Raw genomic sequence first — 24,166 nt, forward strand, 5'->3', positions numbered from 1 at the left:
AATGATCTTCTACAAAACCCTTAGCCTCTACTCATTATCTACTAAATATAAACTTTTCGTACTATACCTGCAAGCTATTTCAACCTTGAAACCAAAATAAAAATAATGCAGCCATCATGGGTTTTCTAATCTCATGCGTTGCCTCTTTGAAAGCAATAGTACACTACTCCCTACTTGATGCTGTGCCATTGCTTTGCTTCAAATTTTTCATGCCATTAAACACCAGTTGTGCTACAGCCTTTGCTCCTTCCGGCTGAAAGTGCGTATTGTCCTTTAACCCCTCCGGGTAGGCTTTATACTTTCCGGCTGGCAGGTTCATAAAGTAATTGTCTGTTACGTAGTCTTTCCCTTTCGCTGTAAAATGGTTTATAGAAAGCTGGGTAAGGTCAATGAGCTGCACATTCAGTTCCTGGGCCACTTCTTTCATGGCCTTCGGGTAGTCTCCGTGCGCATTTCCCAACTGGCCGTTATCCCATGGGTAGTTTCTGTTCACCGGCGTTAAAAGTATAGGCGTAGCACCTTTTTCTCTGGTTTGGTTTACGTACAGGCGCAGGTACTCTTTGTAGCCTGTTATATTCACGTAACGATCTGGCTTGCTTTCGGCGGCATCGTTGTGCCCGAATTGTATCATCACCACATCGTTTTTCTGCAGCGCCTTGTGCACGCCTGCCCAACGGCCTTCTTCAAAGAAAGTACGGGTGCTCCTGCCCCCACGAGCTTTATCCAGCACCTGCACGCTATCACCTTTTATCAGGTGCCTTAGCTGCTTCAGACTATCTACGCTCATAAACGGCTGAAAAACTTGTCCCCAGCCTGCCAACGGGTATCTTGTCAGCATATAATCACCGGTATCGTAGTCGCCGGTGTAGTCCGCCATAGTAGAATCGCCGATCAGGTATACTTTTACCACCTTCTTTTTAAATGGAACAAAGGCAGTTAGTAGCAGGCACAACGCCAGTAACGAGAACAGGGAGGTATGTTTTTTCATGGTTATTATACTTTATAAGCTTGGTTTGACCTGGTAAGAAATGATAGTATATACCTAACAGGTGTAGTAAAAAAGCATGGCTCAAAGAACCATGCTTAGTCTATTCAAATGAAAGATTTTTATTTTACTTCTAGTGCCGAGGCGCTCAGGTCTTTACCTTTAGATACCTGCTTAGCAGCATCTTTAAAGTCCTTGCTGTCCAGCTTTACATTTTTGGTTAACGGACCCAGCACCCGTACCACCTGCTCCTGGCCAGCTTTATACTTTAAGCCGTTTACCGCAATGTTCTTGCTGTTGTAGATGGTTAAGGCCGGGCCTTTTTCAGTAATTACCTGCACGTTCTTTAGTTCAATGCCATCGGTGTCTACTGCTGTAATGCCTTTGGTTGCCTTCAAAATCGAGTTTTCTATCCGTACATTTTTCAGGTTCATCTCTGGCAAGCCCTGCAGCGCAAGTGCCTCGTTGGCTCCGGCTACCGTAATGTTTTTCATGTAGATGTCCTTGAACGAAGGCGTTTCTTCTGTAACCGGTACCGCTTTTTCGTCACGCTTTTCGGTCTCAGCACTTTGGGTATCGTCCAGCACCGGTGCATTGCCGCCGTAAAACAGGTTAAAGCTGATAGCCTGCGTCGGGATATTGATCATGTCGATGTTGGAGATGTAGATGTTCTCTACCACTCCGCCTCTGCCACGCGTGCTCTTAAAACGAAGGCCAATGTCCGTTCCAATAAAAGTACAGTTAGACACGTGTACGTTTTTCACGCCACCAGACATTTCGCTGCCTACCACAAAACCACCGTGGCCATGGTATACAATGTTGTTTTTGATGATCACATTTTCAGTTGGTATACCACGCTCACGACCATCTCTGTTCTTACCTGATTTAATGCAGATCGCATCGTCGCCCACATCAAAGGTATTGTCGTAGATCACCGCGTTCTTGCACGACTCCAGGTCAATGCCGTCACCGTTCTGTGAGTACCATGGGTTGCGCACGTTCAGGTTACGAATCGTCACATCTTCGCACATTAGCGGGTGAATGTTCCAGGCCGGGGAGTTCTGGAAAGTAGGGCCATCCAGCAATACTTTCTTGCAGTTTACCAGGCTCACCATTACCGGGCGCAGAAAATCCTTTACCGCTTCAAACTCTTCTTTGGTCTTAAAGTCAGGCACGTTAAAGTTGTCTTTGCCATCGCCTTTTTTCGACATCTCGGATGGGTACCATACTTTGCCGTCGTCGCTCAGCACACCACCAGATTTAAGTAGGTTCTTCCATTGGGCATCGGTCATTTTACTTTTCTTAACCGGACGCCAGGCATCACCTGAGCCATCAAAAGTACCTTTCCCGGTTATAGCAACATTCTCCAGGTCTTTACCATTTATCGGGGAGATACTGCGCCAGGTGTTCAGGCCCTCAAAGCTTGTATAGATAAGTGGGTAATCATCAAAATTTGGGCTGAAGATAACAAGTGCTCCCGCTTCAGTATGCAGGTTGATATTGCTTTTAAGCGTGATCGGACCTGTAACCCAGATGCCGCGCGGAATAACTACTTTGCCACCACCCTTGGCTGCCAAGGCATCGATAGCTTTGGCAAAGGCCGCTGTATTTTTTGTAACTCCATCGCCTACTGCACCGAAGTCGGTTATACTTACGCTGTTGTTCGGAAAAGTTGGCTCCTGCACACGCGGCATGTCAAACTCAATACCTGCGTACACATCAGTTGTAGTGCCGGTAGTTATACCAGTTGTAGTTGTGTTTGCTGTGCTGTTAACCTGTGCTGCTGTTGGTTGCTGCTGGCACGACACCTGCAAGGCACCTGCCAATGCTACAAGGGCAAAAAATCTGTTAAAGGTTAGTTTCTTGATCTTCATATGCGTAAGCTGTTTATTTCTGAGTCTGATAGTTGTTTGATGTAACCGGTGTCACTCTGAACCAGTCGAAGTCTGCAAAACCGGAGTCGTTGATTTTATCCTGCCTTGTGGCAAAGAGGCCAACTTTGGCTCCTATCCAGCGGCCTGGTTGGGCGGTAAAAGTATAATTTATACTTTTGAAAGCAGTTCCGTCTTCGCTGTAGCTAAACTGGCACTTGCCACCTTTGCTTACCTGTACTCTAAAGTATACTTCGGTGCTGTTGAGTTTGCCTAGCAGTTCTTCTTTTTCCGGGCTGCCTTTGTGAGCAGCAGTTACTGTATTGTAAGTTAAGTATAAACCGTCTGATTTACTCACCAAACCTATATAAGCATAATCCTCGCCCATTACCAGCAAGCCTGTGCGCTCGTTCTGCAGCTTAGGGTTTGGCGTAAATTTAAGCTTTGTGGTAACGGTAAACTCCTCTGCCGGGAACTTCTGTAGCAACAGGTTTGGTACATCCCAAATATTTTTAGCGCCTTCCGGCATCTGGTCAGTAAACAAGCGCAGCTGCCCCTTAGTCGGATTCAGAAATGCCCAGGTGCTTTTTGGGTTTGCGTGCCATTGCCATTGCAGCCCCAGCTGGTTGCCATCAAACTCATCAGAATCCTGTGGTGTAGCTATTGGGTATACTTTGCCAACGTTTGGCTTCCTGTGCACCATCACCGGCTCGCCTTTCCCATCGCTGTCATTGTCCTCTCCTATTACCGGCCAATCGTTTACCCACTTCATGGGCTGCAGGTGAACAATGCGGCCATAGGCTTCCACATCCTGAAAGTGAAAGAACCAATCTTCACCAGCCGGAGTGGTTACCCAAGCTCCCTGGTGAGGTCCGTTTATACTTGTGCTGCCCTGGTCCATCACGATTTTCTCTTCGTAAGGGCCAAGTATGTTTTTAGAGCGTAGTACCAGTTGCCAGCCTGTAGCCACACCACCTGCCGGAGCAAATATGTAGTAGTAGCCGTTACGTTTGTAAAACTTAGGTCCTTCTACTGTCGGGTGGTTATCGTGCCCGTCGAACACAATCACCCCTTCGTTCAGCAGTATGGTGCCGTCGGGGCTCATTTTGCTTACGGTAAGTATACTTTTGATACCTGCTCTGCTACCTGCCCAGCCATGCACTAAATAAGCTTTGCCGTCTTCGTCCCAGAGCGGACAAGGGTCTATCAGGCCTTTGCCTTCCTTTACCAGCACCGGCTCTTCCCAGTCCCCTGCAGGGTCTTTGGTCTTCACCATGTAAATGCCGAAGTCCGGGTCGCCCCAGTAAATGTAAAATTCACCGTTATGGTGACGGATAGCCGGTGCCCACACGCCATTGCCATGCTGTGGCTTTGCAAAGTGCTCCAGCGGTTTGTTTCGAGTAAGGGCATAGCCAACAATTTTCCAGTTCACCATGTCTTTGGAGTGCAGTATCTGCAGGCCAGGTATGGCGTTAAAGCTGGAGGAGGTCATGTAGTAGTCATCTCCCACGCGGCACACATCCGGGTCGGAGTAATCGGCATGAAGTATAGGGTTCTGGTAGGTTCCATCGCCTTTATCAGCCACCCACACCTGCGACACCTGCACCGTTGCTTGAGTAGTAGCAACTGTTGCTATACTTTGCTGCGACGCACAGGAAACTGACATACAACAGGTAAGTGCTGTTAAAGCGACAGATGCTATTTTATACTTTATCGTCATGCTTTATTCTGACAGCGCTATTCGCTTTACAATTTTATCCTGTCCCAATTGAATGACGCAGAAGTACAAGCCGGCTCTGAGGCTATTCTTTTTCATGTCCTTCCCGTCCCAGGTTAGCTCATAAGAACCCGGCGCTGCCTGTGCTTCCATTAAAGTGGTTACCTGCCTGCCCGTTACATCCAGTACTTTCACCGATACTTGTGCCGCCTGCTTTACTTTAAAGCTGATGGAAGTATAACTGGTAAACGGATTCGGATATACAGCCACACCATACTTTTGAGAATAATCAGGTAAGCCGGTTACTGTTTGGTTTGCCAACGAATTAAGGTACTTCTCCAGATTGGTATAGCCGTTGCCGTTGTAGTCGCCATTCCTGTCAGCAGAGTCGTTTGGGTTCAGGCCATGTTCAGTTTCCCAGGCATCAGGCATACCGTCTCCGTCTGTATCTGTTGGTGCGGTACCTGTAGCCAGCACGGGCCAGCCACCAACATCCTCCTGCGAATCGATGATACCGCGGTAACCTGTTTTAGATCCGTTAAACGTAGCTGCACCATTGCGCACATCGGCTACAATTCTTGCATCTACGGCATCACGTTTTAAGCTGGCCCCAGCCTGCTCCAGCACCGCCTCATACGCCTGCTGTGCTGTATGCACGGTTTCCATATGATACTCTATAGGTGTAGTTAATTTTGCTTTCTCTCTGTCTGCAGTTGGGATGCCGCTGTCGTAATCTACGCCTGCCCAGTTGCTTGCTGAAACGGAGGCATTACCATGCACAAAGTTTCCGTCTATGTAAAACTTCCCATACCCGGGACCAAAAGTAGCATTGCTCTCAAAAGAGATTTGCATAACGCGCTTGTTACGGCTGGAGGGTGTGGCGGGGCCTGGTTTGTAGTAGTTGTTTACGATGTTGTAGTTTCCGTTCTCGCCACCGTACGCGCTGTTCCCCATCCAGTTATAGATCAAGTTGTTTCTGAAATCAACATGCTCATTTGAGAAAGGGCCATTACTTACACCAGAGCGCCCTCCGCCATTAAACCTCGGGTTACGGCTGTTGTGGTGTGCCAGCAGGTTGTGGTGGAATGTAGCCTTGTCGCCTCCCCAGATCGCCCCATACCCATGGTTATCCTTTTCGTGAAACGACTTGTTCAGGCTTTCGCCCAGCAGGCACCATTGCATGGTAAAGTTCTGGTTCGCGTAAAACGAGGAACATTCGTCGATAGACCAACTCATAGAACAATGATCGATGATGATGTTTTTGCGATACCTGCCCCACAAGGCATCCTGCTCATTTCGGGTAAGATCGCCCATTCTGAACCGTAGGTAGCGGATTATCACGTTATCGGCATCCACTACCATCTCGTAGTTTTGTATTGTTATGCCGTCACCGGGGGCAGTTTGCCCTGCAATGGTCAGGCCCCCATTTTTGATCACGATTCTGCTGTTCAGCTTGATGTTTCCAGCTACGTCAAACACAATCGTTCTGGCACCTGACTCAGCAACGGCAGCTCTTAAACTTCCGGCTCCTGAATCGTTTAAATTGGTCACTTTAATTACTTTACCGCCACGACCACCGGTAGTGTACCTACCAAAGCCCTCTGCCCCCGGAAAAGCCAGCTGCTGCGCCTGTAGCTGCCTTAAGCAAAGTATAAAACACAGCAGCAGGAGCAAGCGGAGCAGGTTTATACTTTTGGTTTGTGTAGAGGTAGAGGTCATAGGTTAGTGCTGTAGGTCTGATTATTTATTTGATGCTGTTATGGTACCCGGTGTCCAGTCTCCGAAAATCTGCTCCAACGTATACTTTTGGGCCTGTTCTGCTGTGAGTTGGTGCGCCCACTTTACTCTTGCTTTAGCGTTTGCTCCAGGGCCTTTGGAGTTATACTCCGCGTAGTAGCTGGTTTTCTCCGCATCAGGCTTGTTCCAGTTGTGCCACCCTTCCGGGTTGATATGGTTGCCCAGGTAACTGTTGATAAAAACCGTTTTAGCATGGGGTCTCCAGGGCCTGCCCAGGTAAACTGATTTAGCAGGAGCATCTCCTGTCAGGCGGCAGTTCAGAAACACAAAACCGTTGGCCGTTTCGGGTAAGGTGGAGGCTGCTGTAATGTACTGGCCGCCTTTTTTGCTGTAGATCTCGCAGTTGTCGAACACAGCCGTAGACCAGCCAAAAATAAAGTCGGTGGTGCCTTCTATGTAGCAGTCTTTGTAGTACTGCCGGCTCTTTTCGCCGTGTGGGTACAGCGTATCTTGGAAACCCAGAAAGCGACAGTTCCGGAACATCACCATGTCCCCGTCTACACGCACCGCCACCGCCTGCCCTACCGGACCAGAGCTGTTCTCAAAAGTGATGTTCTCTGCGGTAAAACCATCGCCAAACACATAGAAGCTGGTAGAGCCTGTGGTGCCCATTTCTTCGCCGAAGCGGTTCTTTTTAGAGGCGTAGTCGTCGTAAGTAAGAATTGTGCTTTTTACGTCTTCTCCTACAAATTTTACATTAGGCTTGGTTGTTGGCAGCGTCAGCTTTTCTTTGTAAGTGCCTTTTTTAATGAAGATGGTAGTCTGATTTTTTCTGAAATCGGGTACCGCGTTGATGGCTTCCTGTACTGTTTTAAAATCACCGCTACCGTCTTTAGCCACTACAAAATCGTACTGCTGCGCCTGCACTTGTTGTACAAATAGGCAAAGTATAACTGTGAAGTATAAAGTATAGATGCTGCGTAATTTCATACTTTGTTTTATGCTTAAGCTGTCATTTCGAACACCGTGAGAAATCTGGATCATTACACAGTCATGCAATATTTCAGATTTCTCCCGAGGGTCGAAATGACAAAATGAGGTACTGTGAATTTCCTACTTAGCAGCAGAGGCCGTACCTAATTCCTCCAGCTCCAGCGATGCCATGATAAAAGGTGCTACTGCTTTCGGGTCGTTGTCGCGGCGTTCTTCGTTGATGTAGTACTCATAAGTACCGTCGCGGTAAGGATCGCCGCCCAGGCCGGCTACAGCACAAACATTGGTGATGCTGATCGTAGCGTCTTCATTTTCCTTGATCAGGTTGGAGATAATGCCGCTATAACCCTTCTTACCAGCCTGCAGGTACTTTTGGTCGATGTGACCGTTTTTAGCAGCTTTAACCAGGAAGTAAGTAAACATACTAGAGGCCGAACCTTCTAAATAGTTACCTTCTCTGCCACCCTGGTCCACTACCTGGTACCAAAGCCCTGTATTTTTATCCTGGTACTTTACCAGCGCATTGGCCATCTTATTTGTGATCTGCAGTATCTCGGCACGGCGCGGATGGTCTTTCGGGAAGTAGTCCAGCACATCAACCAAAGCCATGGCATACCAGCCCATGGCACGGCCCCACACATTTGGCGCCTGCCCTGTTACCGGGTCTGCCCATTTCTGCTCTTTGCTTTCGTCCCAGCCGTGGCGCCACAGGCCTTTCTCAGCGTCCCAGGTATACTTGTCTACCAGTACAATCTGGTTGGCAATATCATCAAATAAAGCAGGCTCGTTATATTCTACAGCATATTGCGCCAGAAACGGAGAGGCCATGTATAAACCATCCAGCCACATCTGGTGCGGGTAAATTTTCTTGTGCCAGAATCCGCCTTCTTTTGTGCGTGGATGCGTGCGCATCTGGTCGCGCAGGTTTTCGAAAGCTAGCTTATACTTTTCATTACCAGTTTCCTTATACAGCTCCATCAGGAACTTGCCCGGGTTCACGCGGTCAATGTTGTAATCAGTCTTCTTATAAGTCAGGATGGTGCCATTCTCGCTGATCATGGTATCAGCAAATGCCTGAATGTAATTCAGATACTTCTTATCGCCTGTTTTTTCATACACTCTTTCGATGGCGCTGGCAAAGAGGCCTTGCGTATAATCCCATTTTGGTTTTGGCCTGAAATCGATCATCCAACCTTCCGGGTTGCGCTTTATATCAGAATCTGCCATGCGTACCGACCACGCTTTGGCTGTTGGTTGATTTACTCCAGAAGCAGTTGTTGCAGTAGGCTCTCCCGGCTTGCAGGCTGCTGCCATCAAACCTAATACTAAACAGGCGTATCTTGTAAATTTCATTTTATTCAGGAATTATACTTTGATCAATTATTTAACGGGCTGCCACTTATCATCTCCTGCCAGCACCAGCTCTGGCTTATATTTTTTAGCATCTTTCGAGCTTAATTGCTTTGCCCATGCTACGCGTGTTTCAGGCGAAGCTCCAGGCCCTTTGGACTTATACTCTGCGTAAAAAGCGGTTTTCTCTGCATCTGGTTTGCTCCAGTTGTGCCAGCCTTCAGGCCTGATATGTTTGCCTAGTTTTGTATTGAGGAAGACCGTCTTGGCAAAAGGCCTCCATGGGCGGCCCAGGTATACTTTCAGATCATCGGTAGCGGCTGTCACATCACAATTTAAGAAAACAAACCCATAGGCTTTATCTTGTGGTGTAGAGGCTGCTGTAATGTAAGAGTTCTTTTTGCAATGGATGGTACAGTTCTCGAAAACCGCTGTAGCCGGACCAAATATAAAGTCTGTAGTGCCTTCTATGTAGCAGTTGATGTAGTACTGGCGGCTGTTGGCTACGCCTGCGTATAGTGTGTCCTGGTCCCCGATAATACGGCAGTTTTTGAACACGCAACGGTCCGCCTCTACGTGCAGCGCCACCGCCTGCCCCACTCCCGGGCCAGCTGTGTTTTCAAACGTGATGTTTTCTGCTCTGAAGTCGTTGCCCTGCACCAGCACGGTGTAAGAGGTAAAGGTGTTGATGTCGCCTTTGCCAGCGTGATCGTCCCAAGTGATGATGGTGTGCTCCTTGCTTTCTCCGATCAGGGTGATGTTGGTTTTCCAGGATGTGATAATTAGTTTTTCGCGGTAGGTGCCGTTCTTCACAAATATCTCTACACCATTAACCGGGAAGGCCGGTACGGCGTCTACGGCAGCCTGCACCGAAGTATAATCGCCGCTGCCATCCTGCGCCACCACCAGCTTTGCCTGCTGCGCATGCACCTGAAGGTACGTTAAAACGATAACAAGAAGGGCAATTATTTTTTTCACGGGTACAGGTTATTTTAGCTGTTGCTTTGTTGGCACAAGGCTGTTCAAGTATACTTCTATGTTCGTGTACTGCTTATCCAACGTATACTTGGCAGCATCTTCTGCGCTGTTCGGGCTCAGTTTATACTTTGCTTCCCAGGCATCCGGCATACCATCTTTGTCGCTGTCTTTAAGGGCAACTTCGGATTTTAGTTCTGGCCACCCACCCACATCTTCCTGCGAATCGATAATGCCGTTTTTGTTTTTGCCGTTGGTTGGGTTACCGCTTCTGACTTCACTTATAATGCGGGTATCTACGGCATCACGCTTGTGGCTTGCACCGGCATTAGCCAATACCTGCTCGTATGCCTGCTGCGCATTGTGTGATGGTATAGCCTCAACGGTAAACATAGTTGCTGCTTTCGTAGAGTCCGGGTGGTCGCATTGCACCCCCCCTGCCCAGTTATCTTGTGTTATCTCCGGGAAGCCATCTACATAATTACCTGCCACGTAGAATTTACCGTAGGGCTGCCACGGGTTTGCTATTCTGTTTCTGCGTGATTTAGAAGTAGCCGGACCTGCCTTAAAGTAGTTATCTACAATATTATACTTGCCTTTTTCGCCGCCATAAATGCTGTTGCTCTTCCAGTTAAAGATCACATTGTTCCGGAAGTCCACCAGTTCTTCTTCGGAGTTAGGGGTGGTTTTAGAACCGCTGAAGCGAGGGTTACGGCTGTTGTGGCTAGCTAATAAGTTATGGTGAAAAGAAGCTCCTTCGCCTCCCCAGATGCCGCCATACCCATGGTCGCCTTTTTCGTGCACCGAGCTATTTAAGCTTTCAGAAATAATGCTCCATTGCAGCGTAAAGTTTTTTCCCCTGTAAAAAGAAGCACACTCATCGGTAGCCCAGCTCATAGAGCAATGATCTACTATAATGTTGCTGTTGCCTTTATTGGCACCAAGCGCATCAGCCTGCTGACCGGTGGTGTTCCCCATCCTGAAGCGTAAGTAACGAAGTATAACGTTATCTGCTTTTATACTTACCGGGTAGTTACGTATGGTAATGCCATCGCCGGGCGCTGTCTGTCCTGCAATGGTTATATCACCGTTGTTTATATCTAAAGGTCTTTCCAAAGCGATAGTACCCGATACGGCAAACACAATAGTACGCGGCCCCTTTTTCTGGATCGCATCGCGTAAGCTGCCTTCTCCGTCATCGTTCAGGTTAGTTACATATACCACCTGGCCACCGCGGCCGCCGGTTGTATACTTGCCAAAGCCCTCTGCCCCCGGAAAAGCCAACGGTTTATCTGCCGTTGCCTCGGTTATACTTTCAGAAGATACGCTTGCCGGCTGCGTGGTACAGCCAGCAGCGCATATCAACTGTATTACTAAACCAAACAATGCACTATTTATGATCATTTTCTTCACTTTGAAAGCGCGTTAAAGTATACTTATGCTACCCTGATAAACACCTACAGTATCAGCGTTTTGCCTGCTTGCTGCCCTGCACTTCTACCTGCACCGGGTTTGCAAGCTCCTGAGCAGTTTTGTTCAGGTATTTTATAAATTCTTCTTCTGTTTTAATGCCGTCTGGCTCTAGCTCCCAGGCCGATAGAAAGTAATACTGCAGTTTACCCTGTGTTGGAGTAAGTTTAACTACATGGCTGTTAGCATCAATAGTAAATTCCTGGAAATCCTGTGGCCGGAAAAGTACTGCGATACCTAGCTGGTCGTTGTTGAGGCTTTGCTTGCCGTAGCTTGCCAGATAGCCCCAACTGCTGGCATCTCCTTTTTGGGTGAATACCTTGGCTGCTTTGTCTTTATTAAGACCGGTGCTCAGGTTTTGCGGTGTACCGCCTGTTACCTTTACCTGGTGGTTGGTAAGCCTGGTGCCGGCGTGTATACTTAGCTGCGACTGTACATCCAATGTTAATCCAGCTACTTTCCAATTGTCGTAGTTTGTTTGGATAGAAGAATATACAGGGCCGTTTTCTGTTACCTTGCTTACTACATTGTCTGTTTTATCTACACGTATGGCCTGGCCTTTATCTACAATGGCTAATGTACCCACACCCAACGATTTACCTACTTTAAGCACATCCATACCCCAAGGCTGCAATTCGTGGTAAGAATCAAACCCATCAAGGCCCACTTGCTGCAATACCATATCCGGTGTTGTTTTACCGAATACATCGGTTGCATTGCGCCAGTCCAGGTAAAAGCGGTAACCTACTTTATCAGACTCCCAGCCTGGGCCTTCGTAACGGATGTAGTAGGAATGATCGGTGTGCTCGGCAGGTACATTAAGCGAGTCTACATTCTTAAATTCGCCGCCAATGTACTTCCTGTCTTTAAACTCACCGCCAACTTTATGGGAAATCTCAGCCTGGGTGCGTTTTGTGTAGTTCCGCTCACTTATACCTTGCTCTTTATATCGAACAGTCAGGTTGCGTTTTTCTTTTGCATTCAGTTTATCCAGTACCAACACCACGCCTTTATGCTCAGCATCTTTCAGGTTGTATTGGCTTGCAACTTCTTTCTTGCCGTCCAGCACTACAAATGCCTTTGGGTTAAAGTTACCTGTTGCGGCTTTTACTTCTTGCGCAGGTATAAATACTGCCACGTTCTCACGCTCCTGCCCCAGCGGGTTAGTTACAGTAACAGTAAACGATTTTGGGAATTCTTTTTTAAGGTTTTGGGCAGATGCCATGCCCGCATAGAGCATTGGCAATAGCAGCCATACTTTAAAACTAGAAATACCCTGGCTTAATTTCTTAAAACTCATCTTTTGAAATCGGATTGCAGTATTTAAGTATAAAATTGAATAGCTATAATTTTAAACTAGCAGGGCAGCCATAGTTGCTGCCCTGCTAGTTTAAAATTGGCTACCACCATCTCAGGTCTCCGATAGGGCCGCCTGTTACGCTGGCAGTTCTTATCTCTGGGTTAGCTGGCAGTTCAAACGTTGTCGTGCTGGCTGTCCAACCCAGATCAATGAATTTATTATCTGACAGCTGTACAAAGCTCGGGAAGGTTACCTCTACAGGTGGGTTAGAACCATCCAGTAGTTTAAAGAAGTTATTGTTTCTTACAATTACCGTTGAGCCATCTGAATTGGCGCGAACAAAGCTTGTACCAATGGTACCGTCTTTTGGTGTGTTGGCTACAATGCTGTTCTGCAAAGTATAGTTGATCGCATTTGCGTTTGCATCTAACAGCACATAGTTTCTGCCTGCAAAACCAAAGTTATTGATCGTTGCCTGGTTGATCATCACAGTTGGCTTGGTAGGAACTGTCATGTTCGTTGCCCAGCTGATCAATGCTCTGCCTGAATTATACAACGTTGAGCTTTCGATAGTAAGCGTCTTAAACTCCAGCTTATCGAGCATAAAGTAATGGTACGATCCTGTTCCGTTGTTCGACGCTACTGTGTTTTTAACTGTTATACTTTCAATCTTGTGCGCGTTGGCAGAACCACGGTTTGCACGCATAAAACAGTTCTTCGTAAAGTTAACCGTACAGTTTTCTACTACAATAGATGTGAAGTTTGCGGCTTCGCCATCCGAGTTAAGGCCAGTCAGGTTCAGGAAGTAATCCGCACCAGCCGTTGTACCGTCAAAACCGATACCTGCTAGCTTCACACCTGCTCCATTGCCTTTCAGGGTAATTTCTTTAAAGTGCACAATGGTGTTGGCCGGGTTGCCAGATATTGACTGTAATGTAATATTTTTCTCACTAATGATGATGTTTGAAGCCGAGTGATCATATGCCCCATCCTCAAGGCCAATCACATCACCGGGAGCTGCATTCTCGATAGCTGCCTTCAGCTCATCTATCGTTGCTACCGTAGCCGTATAAATGCTTGGCTCTTTTGTAGAGAAAGTTATAGTACCCTTGTTCTTGTTACCTGCAAATATTACTGCCGTGTATGCTGTGTTAGGTGTTAGGCCAGTAATTGTTTTTCCGCTTGCCTCGATTTCTTCTGCAGTAATGGCATAATCTGTGGGATTGCCGTTAGCCGGTGTAAGTACAATCTTGGTTAAACCGGCTGTCTCCCTCCAACGCAGCAAAACTGATTTGTCTTTTATGTCCGGGCCAGCTATCGCCAGGAAAATCTGCTCGCCTGTTATAGTAAACACCGGGCTGGTGATCCAGTTCGAAGCCGCTGCAGTTCCCAATGCATTTGCTCTGATGCGGGCATAGTATGGCTGCTTTATCTCAACGTTTTCATCCGTTATTATCGCCTGCGCTGTGTCAGTATGCATCGAGAAATCTACTGAGCCAAATGCCTGGTCTTTTGATACCTCTACAGTATAGGTTGCGCCCTTGCCTTGCGTAAAAAGCGACGGGTTCCAGGTAATAACGGCTTGTGTTTCTCCGTTAGCGGCTTTCACGTTTACCGGGGTAAATACGCGCTCCGGCTGAAACTCCTCCAGCTCCTTGTCATCTTTACATGATACTGCCGTAAGAGAAACAAAAAGCACCAGGAAAAGCCCTGCTAATGTTCTGTTGTTATATATCTTTTTCATATCCGTGATCATCATGAATTAATTAGTAACCGTACTCTTGCTTCAGGTTCGGATTAGCATCAACAATGGTGGTATGCAGCGGCATTAACTCACTCTTGTTTGGTGTAAACCCTACTGCATAGTAAGTAAGAATAGTGTTGGTGATACCGCTGCCCACCCATGGCACACTACTAATATCGGCACCTGATGGCGCTGGATTAGGAACCGGGGCATAAAGCGAGTTAAGCCATTCGACCTGTGTTGCTTTGGTATTAAAGTACATGGTAGATGGCAGGTTTTGGTAAGGTACCTGCTGTGCAGCCATGGCAGCAAGCTCGGCTTTGGTTTCGCTGAGGCGCTGGCCCAGCATGTTCCACCTGATCAAATCATACTTACGGATGCCTTCGCCGCCAAATTCCCAGGCTCTTTCCTGCACAATAGCGTTAAAGAAATCCAGCTTGCCTAAACCAGCAGATAGGTCTACTGCGGCATCAGCTGTAAATATAGGCTTGCCAAAGGCTCTCCTTCTTACCTGGTTAACTGCTTCGTAAGCATCTGCTGTTGGTCCGCTTAGCTCATTTTCGGCCTCGGCAAACATCAACAGCACATCAGAGTAGCGGATAAGGGGCCAGTTCAGTCCAAAATACTGTGCATTTGATGTCATCATGCCTGGTATCCAGTCGCGTCTGAACTTACCGTCTACCATCGTTTGCAACGAGCGTGGCTGTATGATGGCAGCAGAGCTAATGTTGTAAGGCGCTGCAGTTACGTCGCGGCGCAAGTCGCTCTGATCAAAGGAGTAAAAGTATGTTGGCAGAATTGTAAGGGCGCCATTACCAGTACTACCGTTTAAGCGTGGCCCGTTGTAGTAACCCAGCTTGCTATCGCCAAGTGCGCTGCTACCGCCCGCCATGGCTACTTCCCATATAACTTCGCCGTTTGGCTCTATTCTTCCGGCAGCAATCGCTTCCTTAAACACGGCTTCGTAGCTTGGGTTCAGGCGGTGATCGTTGCGATCGATGATCGCTTTACTTTCATCTCTGGCGATTTTGTAAAACTCCTGGTAATTTGCAGGGCGCTCCATCTGGCGGTTAAGCCTTAAAGAGTAACCACCTCTGAACAAGGCGATACGGGCGCGTAACGCGCGAACAGCACCTTGTGTAATTCTTTCGTCTCTGGCGGATAACTCACCTCTCCACGGCACCAGGGTTGCTGCCTCAGCAAGGTCAGCCAGTAACTGGTCGTAAATCTCGTCGCGGTCTGTTCTGCCCAAAAAGGATTCTGTTACTAAGTCGGCAGGCAAAAAGCGCCCCGGCACATCTCCCCAGTTGCGGATAAGCTCCAGGTAGAGTTGCGCTCTTAAGGTAAGTGCCTCACCATGTAACCTGCGAAGTTCCTTTTTCTGCGCTTCGGTACCGCTGGTGTACATCTCCATTTTCGGAATGTAATAGATGGCAAGGTTAGCACGCTCAACGCCCTGGTACAACTGCTTGAAAGGGTTTGCCAGCTGTGTGTTACTTGGCTGTACTGTATAGTGTGCAATATCGCGTCGCTCGTTATCAGGGAAAGGCGTTGCACCTTGTCCCATCATCAGGTCGTCGTCCAAGGTATAGTACATGCTTAGCCTGATGCCGTAGCCATTGTCGCCGGCTAACGTGGAGTATATACCCAGCACCTGCTTCTGCACGCTGCTTACATTACTGAAAATATAGTCTGGTCCGAACAACGAAACGGGTTCTACTTCCAGATAGTCTTTACACGATGACACCGAAAAGCTCATGCCACCAACGAGTAATGCACTAAGTATAAATTTAGATAGTTTATTAGTTCTCATGTATGAAAAGACTTTAAAATTAGATTGTCAGGTTTACACCAAAAATAAAGGCACGGCTTCTAGGGTATGCCGAGTAATCCACACCAGATGTGATCGGGCTGCTGCGACGCGTGCTTACCTCCGGATCGTAACCTGAATAATTTGTAAATACCTTCAGGTTGTTTACTGTACCGTACACGCGCAGCTTGCTTATTCTTGCTTTAGCCAACAGGTTTGCCGGTAAAGTATAGCCCAACGTTACGTTATTGATTCGGATGAAAGAGCCATCTTCTACCGCCCATGAGTTAACATAGAATGATGTAGACGTTGTAAGCGGAGACCATAGTGTGGCATCTTTGTTCAGTTCTGCCAGCGCAGCAGGTTCTGTTACCACCTCGCCTGCATCGTTCACATTTCTCCAGCGGTTGTTCATCATGCTTAGCATGTTGGAGTTTGTAGTATAACCGCTAGTAAACTCCAGCTTATTGGCGTTAAGCACATCGTTGCCATACTGGAAGTTCACAAATACGCTCAGGTCGAAGTTTTTGTAAGTAACCTGGTTGTTTAAGCCACCAAAGAAATCCGGCTGTGAGTTACCGATTACTGTTCTGTCTTTATCATTTACAATGCCGTCGTTAGTAAGGTCTTTGTACTTGATTACACCTGGCGCAGGATCAAGAGCAGTCATATCTTTGTTGCTAGGAATACCTTCTTTTAAAGTATAGACACCGTTCTCATAATTAAAGTCATCTAAAGTATAGAAGCCATCGTTTACAAGGCCCCACATTGTACCTACTGACTGCCCTACAAGAACCGCATAATCATGAGGGGCGTTAGAGCCCGCCCAACCAGATGGGAAGGTAGCGAAATCCACTAGCCCGTATTTATCGATCTTGTTTTTGTTGAAGGACAGGTTAAAGCTTGTGTTCCAGGTAAAGTTTCTGTTCGTTACCGGCACGCCTGTAATCTGCAATTCGACCCCTCTGTTAGAAGTGTTGCCTATGTTCTGCATCTGGCCATCATACCCTGAGGTTGGATCAATTGGCGCCCGTACAAGCAGGTCTTCTGTAGTATTCTTGTATGCATCAATTGTAACCTGCACGCGGTTGTTCAGGAATGCCATGTCCAAACCGATGTTTCTGGATACAGTAGTTTCCCACTTCAGGAAAGGGTTACCTAAAGCTGCTGGCCTGAACGCTGTTACCGGCTGGTTATTTAAGCCATAGTATGCGCTTGGCTCAAACAAGGTGCTGAACAAGCTAGGATCGATTCTGTTGTTACCAGCTGTACCGTAACTAACTCTGAATTTAAGGTCGTTAAATATATTTCTGTAACGCTCCATAAAGTTTTCATTCAGCACGCGCCAGGCTACCGAAGCCGAAGGGAAGTACCCCCATTGATTGTCTCCCTCAAACACAGAAGATCCATCAGCACGCATTGTCAGCGTTACTAAGTACTTGTCATCAAAAGAATAATTAAGCCTTGAGAAGAAAGAAAGCAACTTTGTCTCTTCCTCAAAAGAGCGAGGTATCTGAGGGTTCGCACCAAGTGTCATGTTGGCCAAAGCCGTCTCAGCAGGTGTGAAAGACGGGAACGAACGGTTCTCAATATAGTAAGACTCGCTTTTCTCGTTCACGATCTCGTGGCCTAACATAAAGTTGATGTTGTTACGCTCACTAAATGCGGTCTTCAGTTTGCTGTTAGAGAAGGTAATAACGTTTGAATTCGTAAGTACGCTTCTGCTGCGCGTATCAATAGATGCCATTGGCTTACCTGAACCAACTTGTCTTGATATAGACGTGATAGAGTCGTTAAAGACATCGGTACGGAACCTGTTTAAATCCACACCTAATGTACTTTTTACAGTCAGGTAGTTTGTCAGGTTTAGGCTTACGTAACCGTTCAGGTTGGTTGTGGTTCTTCTGTTATTTCTGTACTCTGCCTCAGTTAGCAAAAGCGGGTTAACGAGGGCAAGGCTGTTGGAGTTTGTTTCCTCTGCATAATCCTGGTCGTAATCATATAAACCCTGGCCTCCCATCAATAACGGGCGATATTTCACGCTGTGGCGCAATCTGTTTACCGAAGAAGAGCCTTCTGTGGCTGTACCGGCACCATTAACATCAGTATCATTATACCTCACGTTAAAGCCGGTTTTTACTATTTTGCTTAACTGGTGGTCAAATCGGAAGTTTACAAGCTTTCTGTCGAAATCAGAGCCAAGCATGATACCTTCTTCTTTATTTGAAGTAAGGCTTAAGTTAAACTGCGTCTCGGCAGTACCGCCTGTTACACTTACGTTGTGTGTCTGCATAATGGCATCTCTTCCGAATACCTGGTCCTGCCAGTCAACGAATGGGGCATTTCTGTAAAGCTCGATATCTGCGAAGGTGCCGTATGTATTCTGGAATGTAGTTTCTGCAGAAGAGTTGCCGCGGCTGCGCTCGTACTGGTATTTTACGAACTCATACGGGTTCATAACGTCCAGCTTATTTGCCAGCTGCCTAACACCGAAAAGGCCATTGTAACTAACCGTCGTTTTCATTTCTCTACCACCTTTGGTAGTGATGATAACAACACCGTTTGCACCGCGCGAGCCGTAAATTGCTGTTGCTGATGCGTCTTTCAACACATCAATAGATTCGATATCCTGCGGAGACAGCACAGAAAGTGCATTTTCTACTTGTATACCATCTACTACATATAATGGAGAGTTATCCTGCGAAATAGAGGTACCACCACGCACTTTAATCTGCACATTGGCATCGGGTGTGCCCTCAGAACCCGTTACCTGCACACCGGCCAGACGGCCAGCAAGCGCCTCAGCAGCAGAGTTAATTGGAATATCCTTTAACTGCTTGGCCCCAACAGAAGAAACAGAACCAGTTAAGTCTCGTCTGTTAACCTCAGCATAACCAATAACCACTACTTCCTCCAACACTTTATCGTCTGGAGCAAGCGAAACATTGAGCGTAGTTTTAGAACCAACCTGGATCTCCTGGCGCTGGTAACCTACAAATGTAAATACTAGAACTGCATTGCTGTTAGGAACAGTAATCGTATAGCTTCCATCTATACTTGTAGCGGTGCCATTCGAGGCAGATCCTTTTTGAAGAACGGTAACGCCTGGCAACCCAACGCCTTTTTCATCTACTACCTTGCCGGTAACAGTCAGGCTTTGGGCAACCACGCTTGTGATTGCGATAAAGAACAAAGGCACTATAAATAGATACTTCATCCTTTTGAGTAAGAAATGCTCCATAATTGGCTAGTTATGTTTTTAAGGTATAGAACAGGTTATGATAATACTCTTGTACTAATGCAGGTTTACAAACAAATGGAGTAACACCTACAGGCAATCTCTTCTTTTCACAGCGCCCGGGCCTCTTCAGGCACCTGGGCATCTTCCCACTCTCCCGGACATCACGAATCGCTACACAAAACCCACTAAGGGGCCTCTCCCACATTTTGAAGTACGTTAAAAAAAACACTTTGCGCAAACGTTTGCATAAATATTTTTTAATAATTTGTTTACAATTCCAAAACGCGCAGCTTTAAAAATTCTTTAGCGCAACGATTTGCAACAGCTTAAATTTTAGCTAATTTTCAAAATATGAGGTTAATAATTAACAAACACATAACAAACAACACAATCTCTTAACAATAGACAAGAAAACGCAAATAAATGATTAATACAATTACAAGGTTGTTACAGCATATTTTTTCTGATTTTGTGTAATCGTTTGCACATATTACGTATATTACGTGATCAAACGAGAAAACCTACAAAAGCATGAGCATACACCACAGCACACGCCATGCCGTTCATCCGGCAGATTTTAAGGGCTACGATACTGCTAAGTTGAGAGAAAACTTTTTGATAGAGAATCTTTTTAAGGCAAACGGCATCAGCGTTGTTTATTCTATGCATGATCGCCTGATAGTAGGAGGCGCCAACCCGGTAGACCAGGATGTAACACTAGAAACGTTCCCAACATTACGCTCCGAAAACTTCCTGGACAGGAGAGAACTCGGAATAATCAACGTGGGGTCAGAGAGTGCGGTAACTGTAGCGGGCACCCGTTTTATACTTGCCCCCAAAGAGGCCTTATATATAGGCATGGGTACTAAAGAGGTAATCTTCCATCCGGCAGCTAACGGAGAGGCTAAATTTTACTTTAACTCTGCCCCTGCCCATCGTAATTACCCAACAAAGAAAGTATCGCTGGATGAGGCCGAAACGGTAGAACTGGGCTCCCTGGATAACTCAAACCACAGAACCATACGCAAAGTGCTTATCAACTCGGTTGTGCAGACTTGCCAGCTGCAGATGGGCGTGACAGAACTGAAAACAGGCAGCGTATGGAACACCATGCCAGCGCATACCCACGACAGAAGAATGGAGGCTTACTTCTACTTCGAATTGCCCGAGGACCAGGCAGTATGCCACTTTATGGGAGAGCCTGATGAAACCAGGCACCTCTGGGTAAAAAACAACCAAGCCATCATATCGCCACCATGGTCCATCCATAGCGGTGCAGGCACATCTAACTATACTTTTATATGGGGTATGGCCGGCGAAAACCTCGACTACAACGATATGGATAAAGTTGCCATAACTGATCTAAAGTAAGATAAAGCCATGAAAGAGCTATTTGACTTAACGGGGAAGGTCGCCCTTATCACAGGAGCCACACACGGCCTTGGCATGGCCATGGCAAAAGCATTGGGCAAAGCCGGTGCTACTTTAGTGATTAATGGCAACACCCCCGGCAAAATGCAGCTTGCCCTGGAAAACTACAGGCAAGACGGTTTTGAGGTGCACAGCTACCTTTTTGATGTAACCAACGAGGAGCAGGTAAAGGAAAACATTGATCGTATTGAAGAGGAGGTTGGCCCGATCCAAATACTTGTGAACAATGCCGGCATGATACAGCGTACACCTGCATTAGAGATGGAGGTGGCAGATTTCAGGAGAGTGGTGGATGTGGATTTAACAGCTCCTTTTATACTTTCCAAAACTGTAGGCAGGTACATGATAAGCCGCCAGGGTGGCAAGATTATAAACATCTGCTCCATGATGAGTGAACTGGGCCGTGACACGGTTTCGGCCTATGCAGCAGCAAAAGGAGGTTTGAAAATGCTTACCCGCAACTTGGCTACCGAATGGGCAAAGTATAACATACAGGTAAACGGCATCGGACCGGGCTATTTTGCTACAGACCAGACTGCTCCGATACGCGTAGACGGGCATCCGTTTAATGAGTTCATTATCAGCAGAACACCGGCAGGCCGTTGGGGCAACCCAGAAGATTTAGGCGGTGCCGTGGTGTTCCTGGGCAGTAAAGCAAGCGATTTCGTAAACGGGCAAATTATTTATGTAGACGGGGGAATACTGGCAACCATTGGTAAACCCAGCAATGAATAGTAAATTTAACGCTTCTTTACCCTGGGGCACATCTAAAAGCAATGGCAACTAAAACTAAAATCACCATACAGGACATCGCAGAGAAGCTGAACATCACGGCTTCTACAGTTTCGCGTGCGTTAAACAACAATCCGCGCATCAGCGAAGACACTAGGAAAGCGGTCCTGAAAGTTGCCAAACAGCTAAACTACCAGCCGAACAACATTGCTGCTGCCTTGCGAAACGGCAAAAGCCACATTATCGGAGTTATTGTACCTACCGCTGACAGGAAGTTTTTTGCTTCGGTGGTAAGGGGTATAGAAGAAATTGCCAATAAGCTGAATTATAAGGTTATCATCTGCCAGTCTTACGACAGCTACGAGAAAGAAGTACAGACCATAGATGCGCTTTTAAATGCACGCGTAGATGGCATTATTGCCTCTATTGGCAAAGACACAGAGGATTTCAGCCATTACAAAAAGGTATTGGCGTCAGGGCTTCCGTTGGTGCTTTTTGATAGAACAACAGACCAACTTGACGTAAGCCAGGTAGGCATAAACGATTACTTGGGTTCCTATAAAATTGTAGAGCACCTGATACAGCAGGGTTGCAAGCGTATAGCCCACTTTACCAGCCCCAAAAAGATCAGCATTTTCAGGGAACGTTTAAGAGGCTACACCGATGCCTTATTGGATAATGGCATCCCTTTCGATGAAAACCTGGTTATATCCAGCAACTTGCAGTTAGAAGGTGGCCGCCAAAGTATGGAAAAACTGTTTGAGGCCGGCGACCTGCCTGATGCGATTTTCTCGGCAAGCGACTATGGCGCCATGGGTGCCATGCAGGTGTTAAAAGAAAGGGGCATTGCCATTCCGGAACGCGTAGCGCTGGCTGGCTTTAGTAATGAACCGTTTACATCCTTTACAGATCCGCCTTTAACAACTGTAGACCAGCTTAGCTTAACGATGGGCAACATCACCGCAGAGCTTTTCTTTGAGCAGTTTAAAATTAAAGACAAGAAGTTTGTACCGCAGCGTACTGTACTGATGCCAGAGATCATCATCAGGCAATCTTCATTAAAAAAGCGATAAAATCACTAGTAGTTAAGTTTTAAAATAATAAAGCTCCTTTATAAAAATCGATGCGTAAATCTGTACAATCGATTGCACAGATTCAGGGAATTATACTTATATTTAAATTATAGCAACACAAGGTATAGCTGCCAAAGTAGTAGCAACAATCTATCCGGCTTAGTACAGCTTACCCGATAATTACACAGCATGATGAGGACATTAAATCGAAACACAGCAGGTATACTTATGAAACAGCCTGTAAAGGTGTTACAGTTTGGAGAAGGCAATTTTTTGCGTGGGTTTGTAGATTGGATAATAGACGTACTGAACGAAAAGACAGATTTTAACGGCAGCGTACACATTGTGCAACCACTTGAGTTCGGGATAGTGCACATGCTGGAGCAGCAGGAAGGGTTATACCATGTTCTACTAAACGGCATTCAGGGTGGCAAAGAAACGCAGGTTACACGCCTCATCAGCTGTGTAGAAGGAGCAACCAACCCTTACAAGAACTATAGCGCATACTTAGCCCTTGGCGAAAACCCTGCGCTGGAGTTTGTTATCTCTAACACAACAGAAGCCGGTATCGCTTTTGACGATGCTGACAAAGACTTCACTACCATACCAAGCAGTTTCCCAGGAAAGTTAACGGCCCTTCTGTATCGCCGCTATCAGCACTTTAACGGAGCAGCTGATAAAGGCCTGAACATTATCCCCTGCGAGCTGATCGAGAAAAACGGTGAAGCACTTAAGGCGGCTGTATTGCAATATGCCAGCTACTGGCAGTTACCTGAGGCTTTTGCCGCCTGGATAGAAGAGCACAATACCTTCTGCAATACCTTAGTAGACCGCATTGTTCCGGGCTTCCCGAAGGATAACATAAATGAAATTCAAGCTGAACTTGGCTACGAAGATAACTTAGTGGTAAAAGCAGAGCCTTTCCACCTATGGGTGATTGAGGCGCCTGCCAAAGTACAGGCAGCTTTCCCGACAGCTAAAGCTGGCCTGGAGGTGAAGTTTGTAGAGGACCTGACGCCTTACCGCACCCGCAAAGTACGCATCCTGAATGGTGCCCATACGGCCTTAGTGCCTGTTGCTTACCTGGAGGGTCTACGCACCGTTCGCGAGGCAGTAGAAGACCCGAAAGCAGGAAAATTTATACGTGAGGCAATTTTCGAGGAGATTATTCCTACCCTTGATCTTTCGGCGGAGGAACTGGAGCAGTTTGCGAACGATGTGATTGAGCGCTTCCAGAACCCGTTTATACGCCACGAATTAATTTCAATTGCGCTTAACTCCATATCCAAGTATAAAGTGCGTGTGCTCCCATCTGTACTGGAGTATTATAACAGACAAGGCACCTTGCCTGAGCGCCTGCTTACATCGCTTGCGGCACTCATACTTTTCTACAAAGGCAAGTACAACGGCGAAACAATTCCGCTTAACGATACTCCTGAAGTGCTTAGCTTCTTTGAAAAAGTATGGCAAAGCGAAAATGCAGCGGAAGTAACGCATGCAGTATTAGCTAACACAGACTTTTGGGGAACAGACTTGACCCGAATAGAAGGACTGGAGCCATTTGTGGCGCAGCAGCTGGAATTACTGCAAAAGGCAGAAAACATTGAAATATCTTCATAACCCTGAAGTATAAGAATTATTAAAGCCACAGGTTTCGACCGCCTGCAAAAGCCATTGGTTAGCCACACCTAACCGATGGCAGCTTTAAACTAAACACGGTCAAGTATAAAGTACATC

General features: G+C 46.7%; 16 protein-coding genes. 4 read left to right on the forward strand and 12 right to left on the reverse strand.

The window, feature by feature from the left end:
• Window positions 1–163: 163 nt before the first annotated feature.
• The 12 genes from Q1A23_RS03785 to Q1A23_RS03845 all read right to left on the reverse strand — a co-directional run bounded on the left by Q1A23_RS03785 (window position 164) and on the right by Q1A23_RS03845 (window position 19,169).
• Window positions 164–988, reverse strand: a complete 825-nt coding sequence (locus Q1A23_RS03785; RefSeq protein ID WP_299819698.1) for a rhamnogalacturonan acetylesterase — start codon at window positions 986–988, stop codon at window positions 164–166.
• A gap of 119 nt (window positions 989–1,107) precedes the next feature.
• The gene (locus Q1A23_RS03790) at window positions 1,108–2,859 is read right to left on the reverse strand and encodes a glycoside hydrolase family 28 protein (protein WP_299819699.1); all 1,752 of its coding nucleotides are present in this window, start codon (window positions 2,857–2,859) and stop codon (window positions 1,108–1,110) included.
• A 13-nt stretch (window positions 2,860–2,872) separates the two neighbouring features.
• A complete protein-coding gene (locus tag Q1A23_RS03795) occupies window positions 2,873–4,522 on the reverse strand; it encodes a glycoside hydrolase 43 family protein (protein WP_299819700.1) in 1,650 nt (549 codons plus the stop codon).
• A gap of 57 nt (window positions 4,523–4,579) precedes the next feature.
• On the reverse strand, window positions 4,580–6,292 hold the full coding sequence (locus Q1A23_RS03805; protein WP_363322023.1) for a T9SS type A sorting domain-containing protein: 1,713 nt from the start codon (window positions 6,290–6,292) through the stop codon (window positions 4,580–4,582).
• Between the two features lie 21 nt (window positions 6,293–6,313).
• Window positions 6,314–7,300 carry a pectinesterase family protein gene (locus tag Q1A23_RS03810; RefSeq protein ID WP_299819702.1) on the reverse strand — a complete coding sequence of 329 codons (987 nt, stop codon included), beginning with the start codon at window positions 7,298–7,300 and terminating at the stop codon, window positions 6,314–6,316.
• Window positions 7,301–7,423: 123 nt separating this feature from the next.
• Window positions 7,424–8,656: a glycoside hydrolase family 88 protein gene (locus tag Q1A23_RS03815; RefSeq protein WP_299819704.1), complete on the reverse strand. Its 1,233-nt coding sequence runs from the start codon at window positions 8,654–8,656 to the stop codon at window positions 7,424–7,426.
• Between the two features lie 27 nt (window positions 8,657–8,683).
• Complete coding sequence (locus Q1A23_RS03820) at window positions 8,684–9,631, reverse strand: pectinesterase family protein (RefSeq protein WP_299819706.1); 948 nt, start codon at window positions 9,629–9,631, stop codon at window positions 8,684–8,686.
• A gap of 9 nt (window positions 9,632–9,640) precedes the next feature.
• Window positions 9,641–11,032 carry a pectate lyase gene (locus tag Q1A23_RS03825; protein ID WP_299819708.1) on the reverse strand — a complete coding sequence of 464 codons (1,392 nt, stop codon included), beginning with the start codon at window positions 11,030–11,032 and terminating at the stop codon, window positions 9,641–9,643.
• 61 nt (window positions 11,033–11,093) lie between these two features.
• Window positions 11,094–12,398, reverse strand: coding sequence for a DUF4861 domain-containing protein (locus Q1A23_RS03830; protein ID WP_299819710.1), 1,305 nt, complete (start codon window positions 12,396–12,398; stop codon window positions 11,094–11,096).
• A gap of 100 nt (window positions 12,399–12,498) precedes the next feature.
• Window positions 12,499–14,142 carry a DUF4957 domain-containing protein gene (locus Q1A23_RS03835; protein ID WP_299819712.1) on the reverse strand — a complete coding sequence of 548 codons (1,644 nt, stop codon included), beginning with the start codon at window positions 14,140–14,142 and terminating at the stop codon, window positions 12,499–12,501.
• Window positions 14,143–14,164: 22 nt separating this feature from the next.
• Window positions 14,165–15,955 carry a RagB/SusD family nutrient uptake outer membrane protein gene (locus tag Q1A23_RS03840; RefSeq protein WP_299819714.1) on the reverse strand — a complete coding sequence of 597 codons (1,791 nt, stop codon included), beginning with the start codon at window positions 15,953–15,955 and terminating at the stop codon, window positions 14,165–14,167.
• Window positions 15,956–15,974: 19 nt separating this feature from the next.
• The gene (locus tag Q1A23_RS03845) at window positions 15,975–19,169 is read right to left on the reverse strand and encodes a TonB-dependent receptor (protein ID WP_299819716.1); all 3,195 of its coding nucleotides are present in this window, start codon (window positions 19,167–19,169) and stop codon (window positions 15,975–15,977) included.
• A 555-nt stretch (window positions 19,170–19,724) separates the two neighbouring features.
• On the opposite strand from Q1A23_RS03845, the gene kduI reads away from it, so the two are divergent.
• The 4 genes from kduI to Q1A23_RS03865 all read left to right on the forward strand — a co-directional run bounded on the left by kduI (window position 19,725) and on the right by Q1A23_RS03865 (window position 24,049).
• Window positions 19,725–20,564 (forward strand): 5-dehydro-4-deoxy-D-glucuronate isomerase, encoded by an 840-nt coding sequence (gene kduI, locus Q1A23_RS03850; RefSeq protein WP_299819718.1) that lies wholly within the window; start codon window positions 19,725–19,727, stop codon window positions 20,562–20,564.
• A 9-nt stretch (window positions 20,565–20,573) separates the two neighbouring features.
• Complete coding sequence (locus tag Q1A23_RS03855) at window positions 20,574–21,359, forward strand: gluconate 5-dehydrogenase (protein WP_299819720.1); 786 nt, start codon at window positions 20,574–20,576, stop codon at window positions 21,357–21,359.
• A gap of 41 nt (window positions 21,360–21,400) precedes the next feature.
• Window positions 21,401–22,429: a LacI family DNA-binding transcriptional regulator gene (locus tag Q1A23_RS03860; protein WP_299819722.1), complete on the forward strand. Its 1,029-nt coding sequence runs from the start codon at window positions 21,401–21,403 to the stop codon at window positions 22,427–22,429.
• A 192-nt stretch (window positions 22,430–22,621) separates the two neighbouring features.
• The gene (locus tag Q1A23_RS03865; RefSeq protein WP_299820104.1) at window positions 22,622–24,049 is read left to right on the forward strand and encodes a tagaturonate reductase; all 1,428 of its coding nucleotides are present in this window, start codon (window positions 22,622–22,624) and stop codon (window positions 24,047–24,049) included.
• Window positions 24,050–24,166: the final 117 nt, after the last annotated feature.

It is taken from the genome of uncultured Pontibacter sp. (assembly GCF_947492645.1).
Taxonomy (GTDB): domain Bacteria; phylum Bacteroidota; class Bacteroidia; order Cytophagales; family Hymenobacteraceae; genus Pontibacter.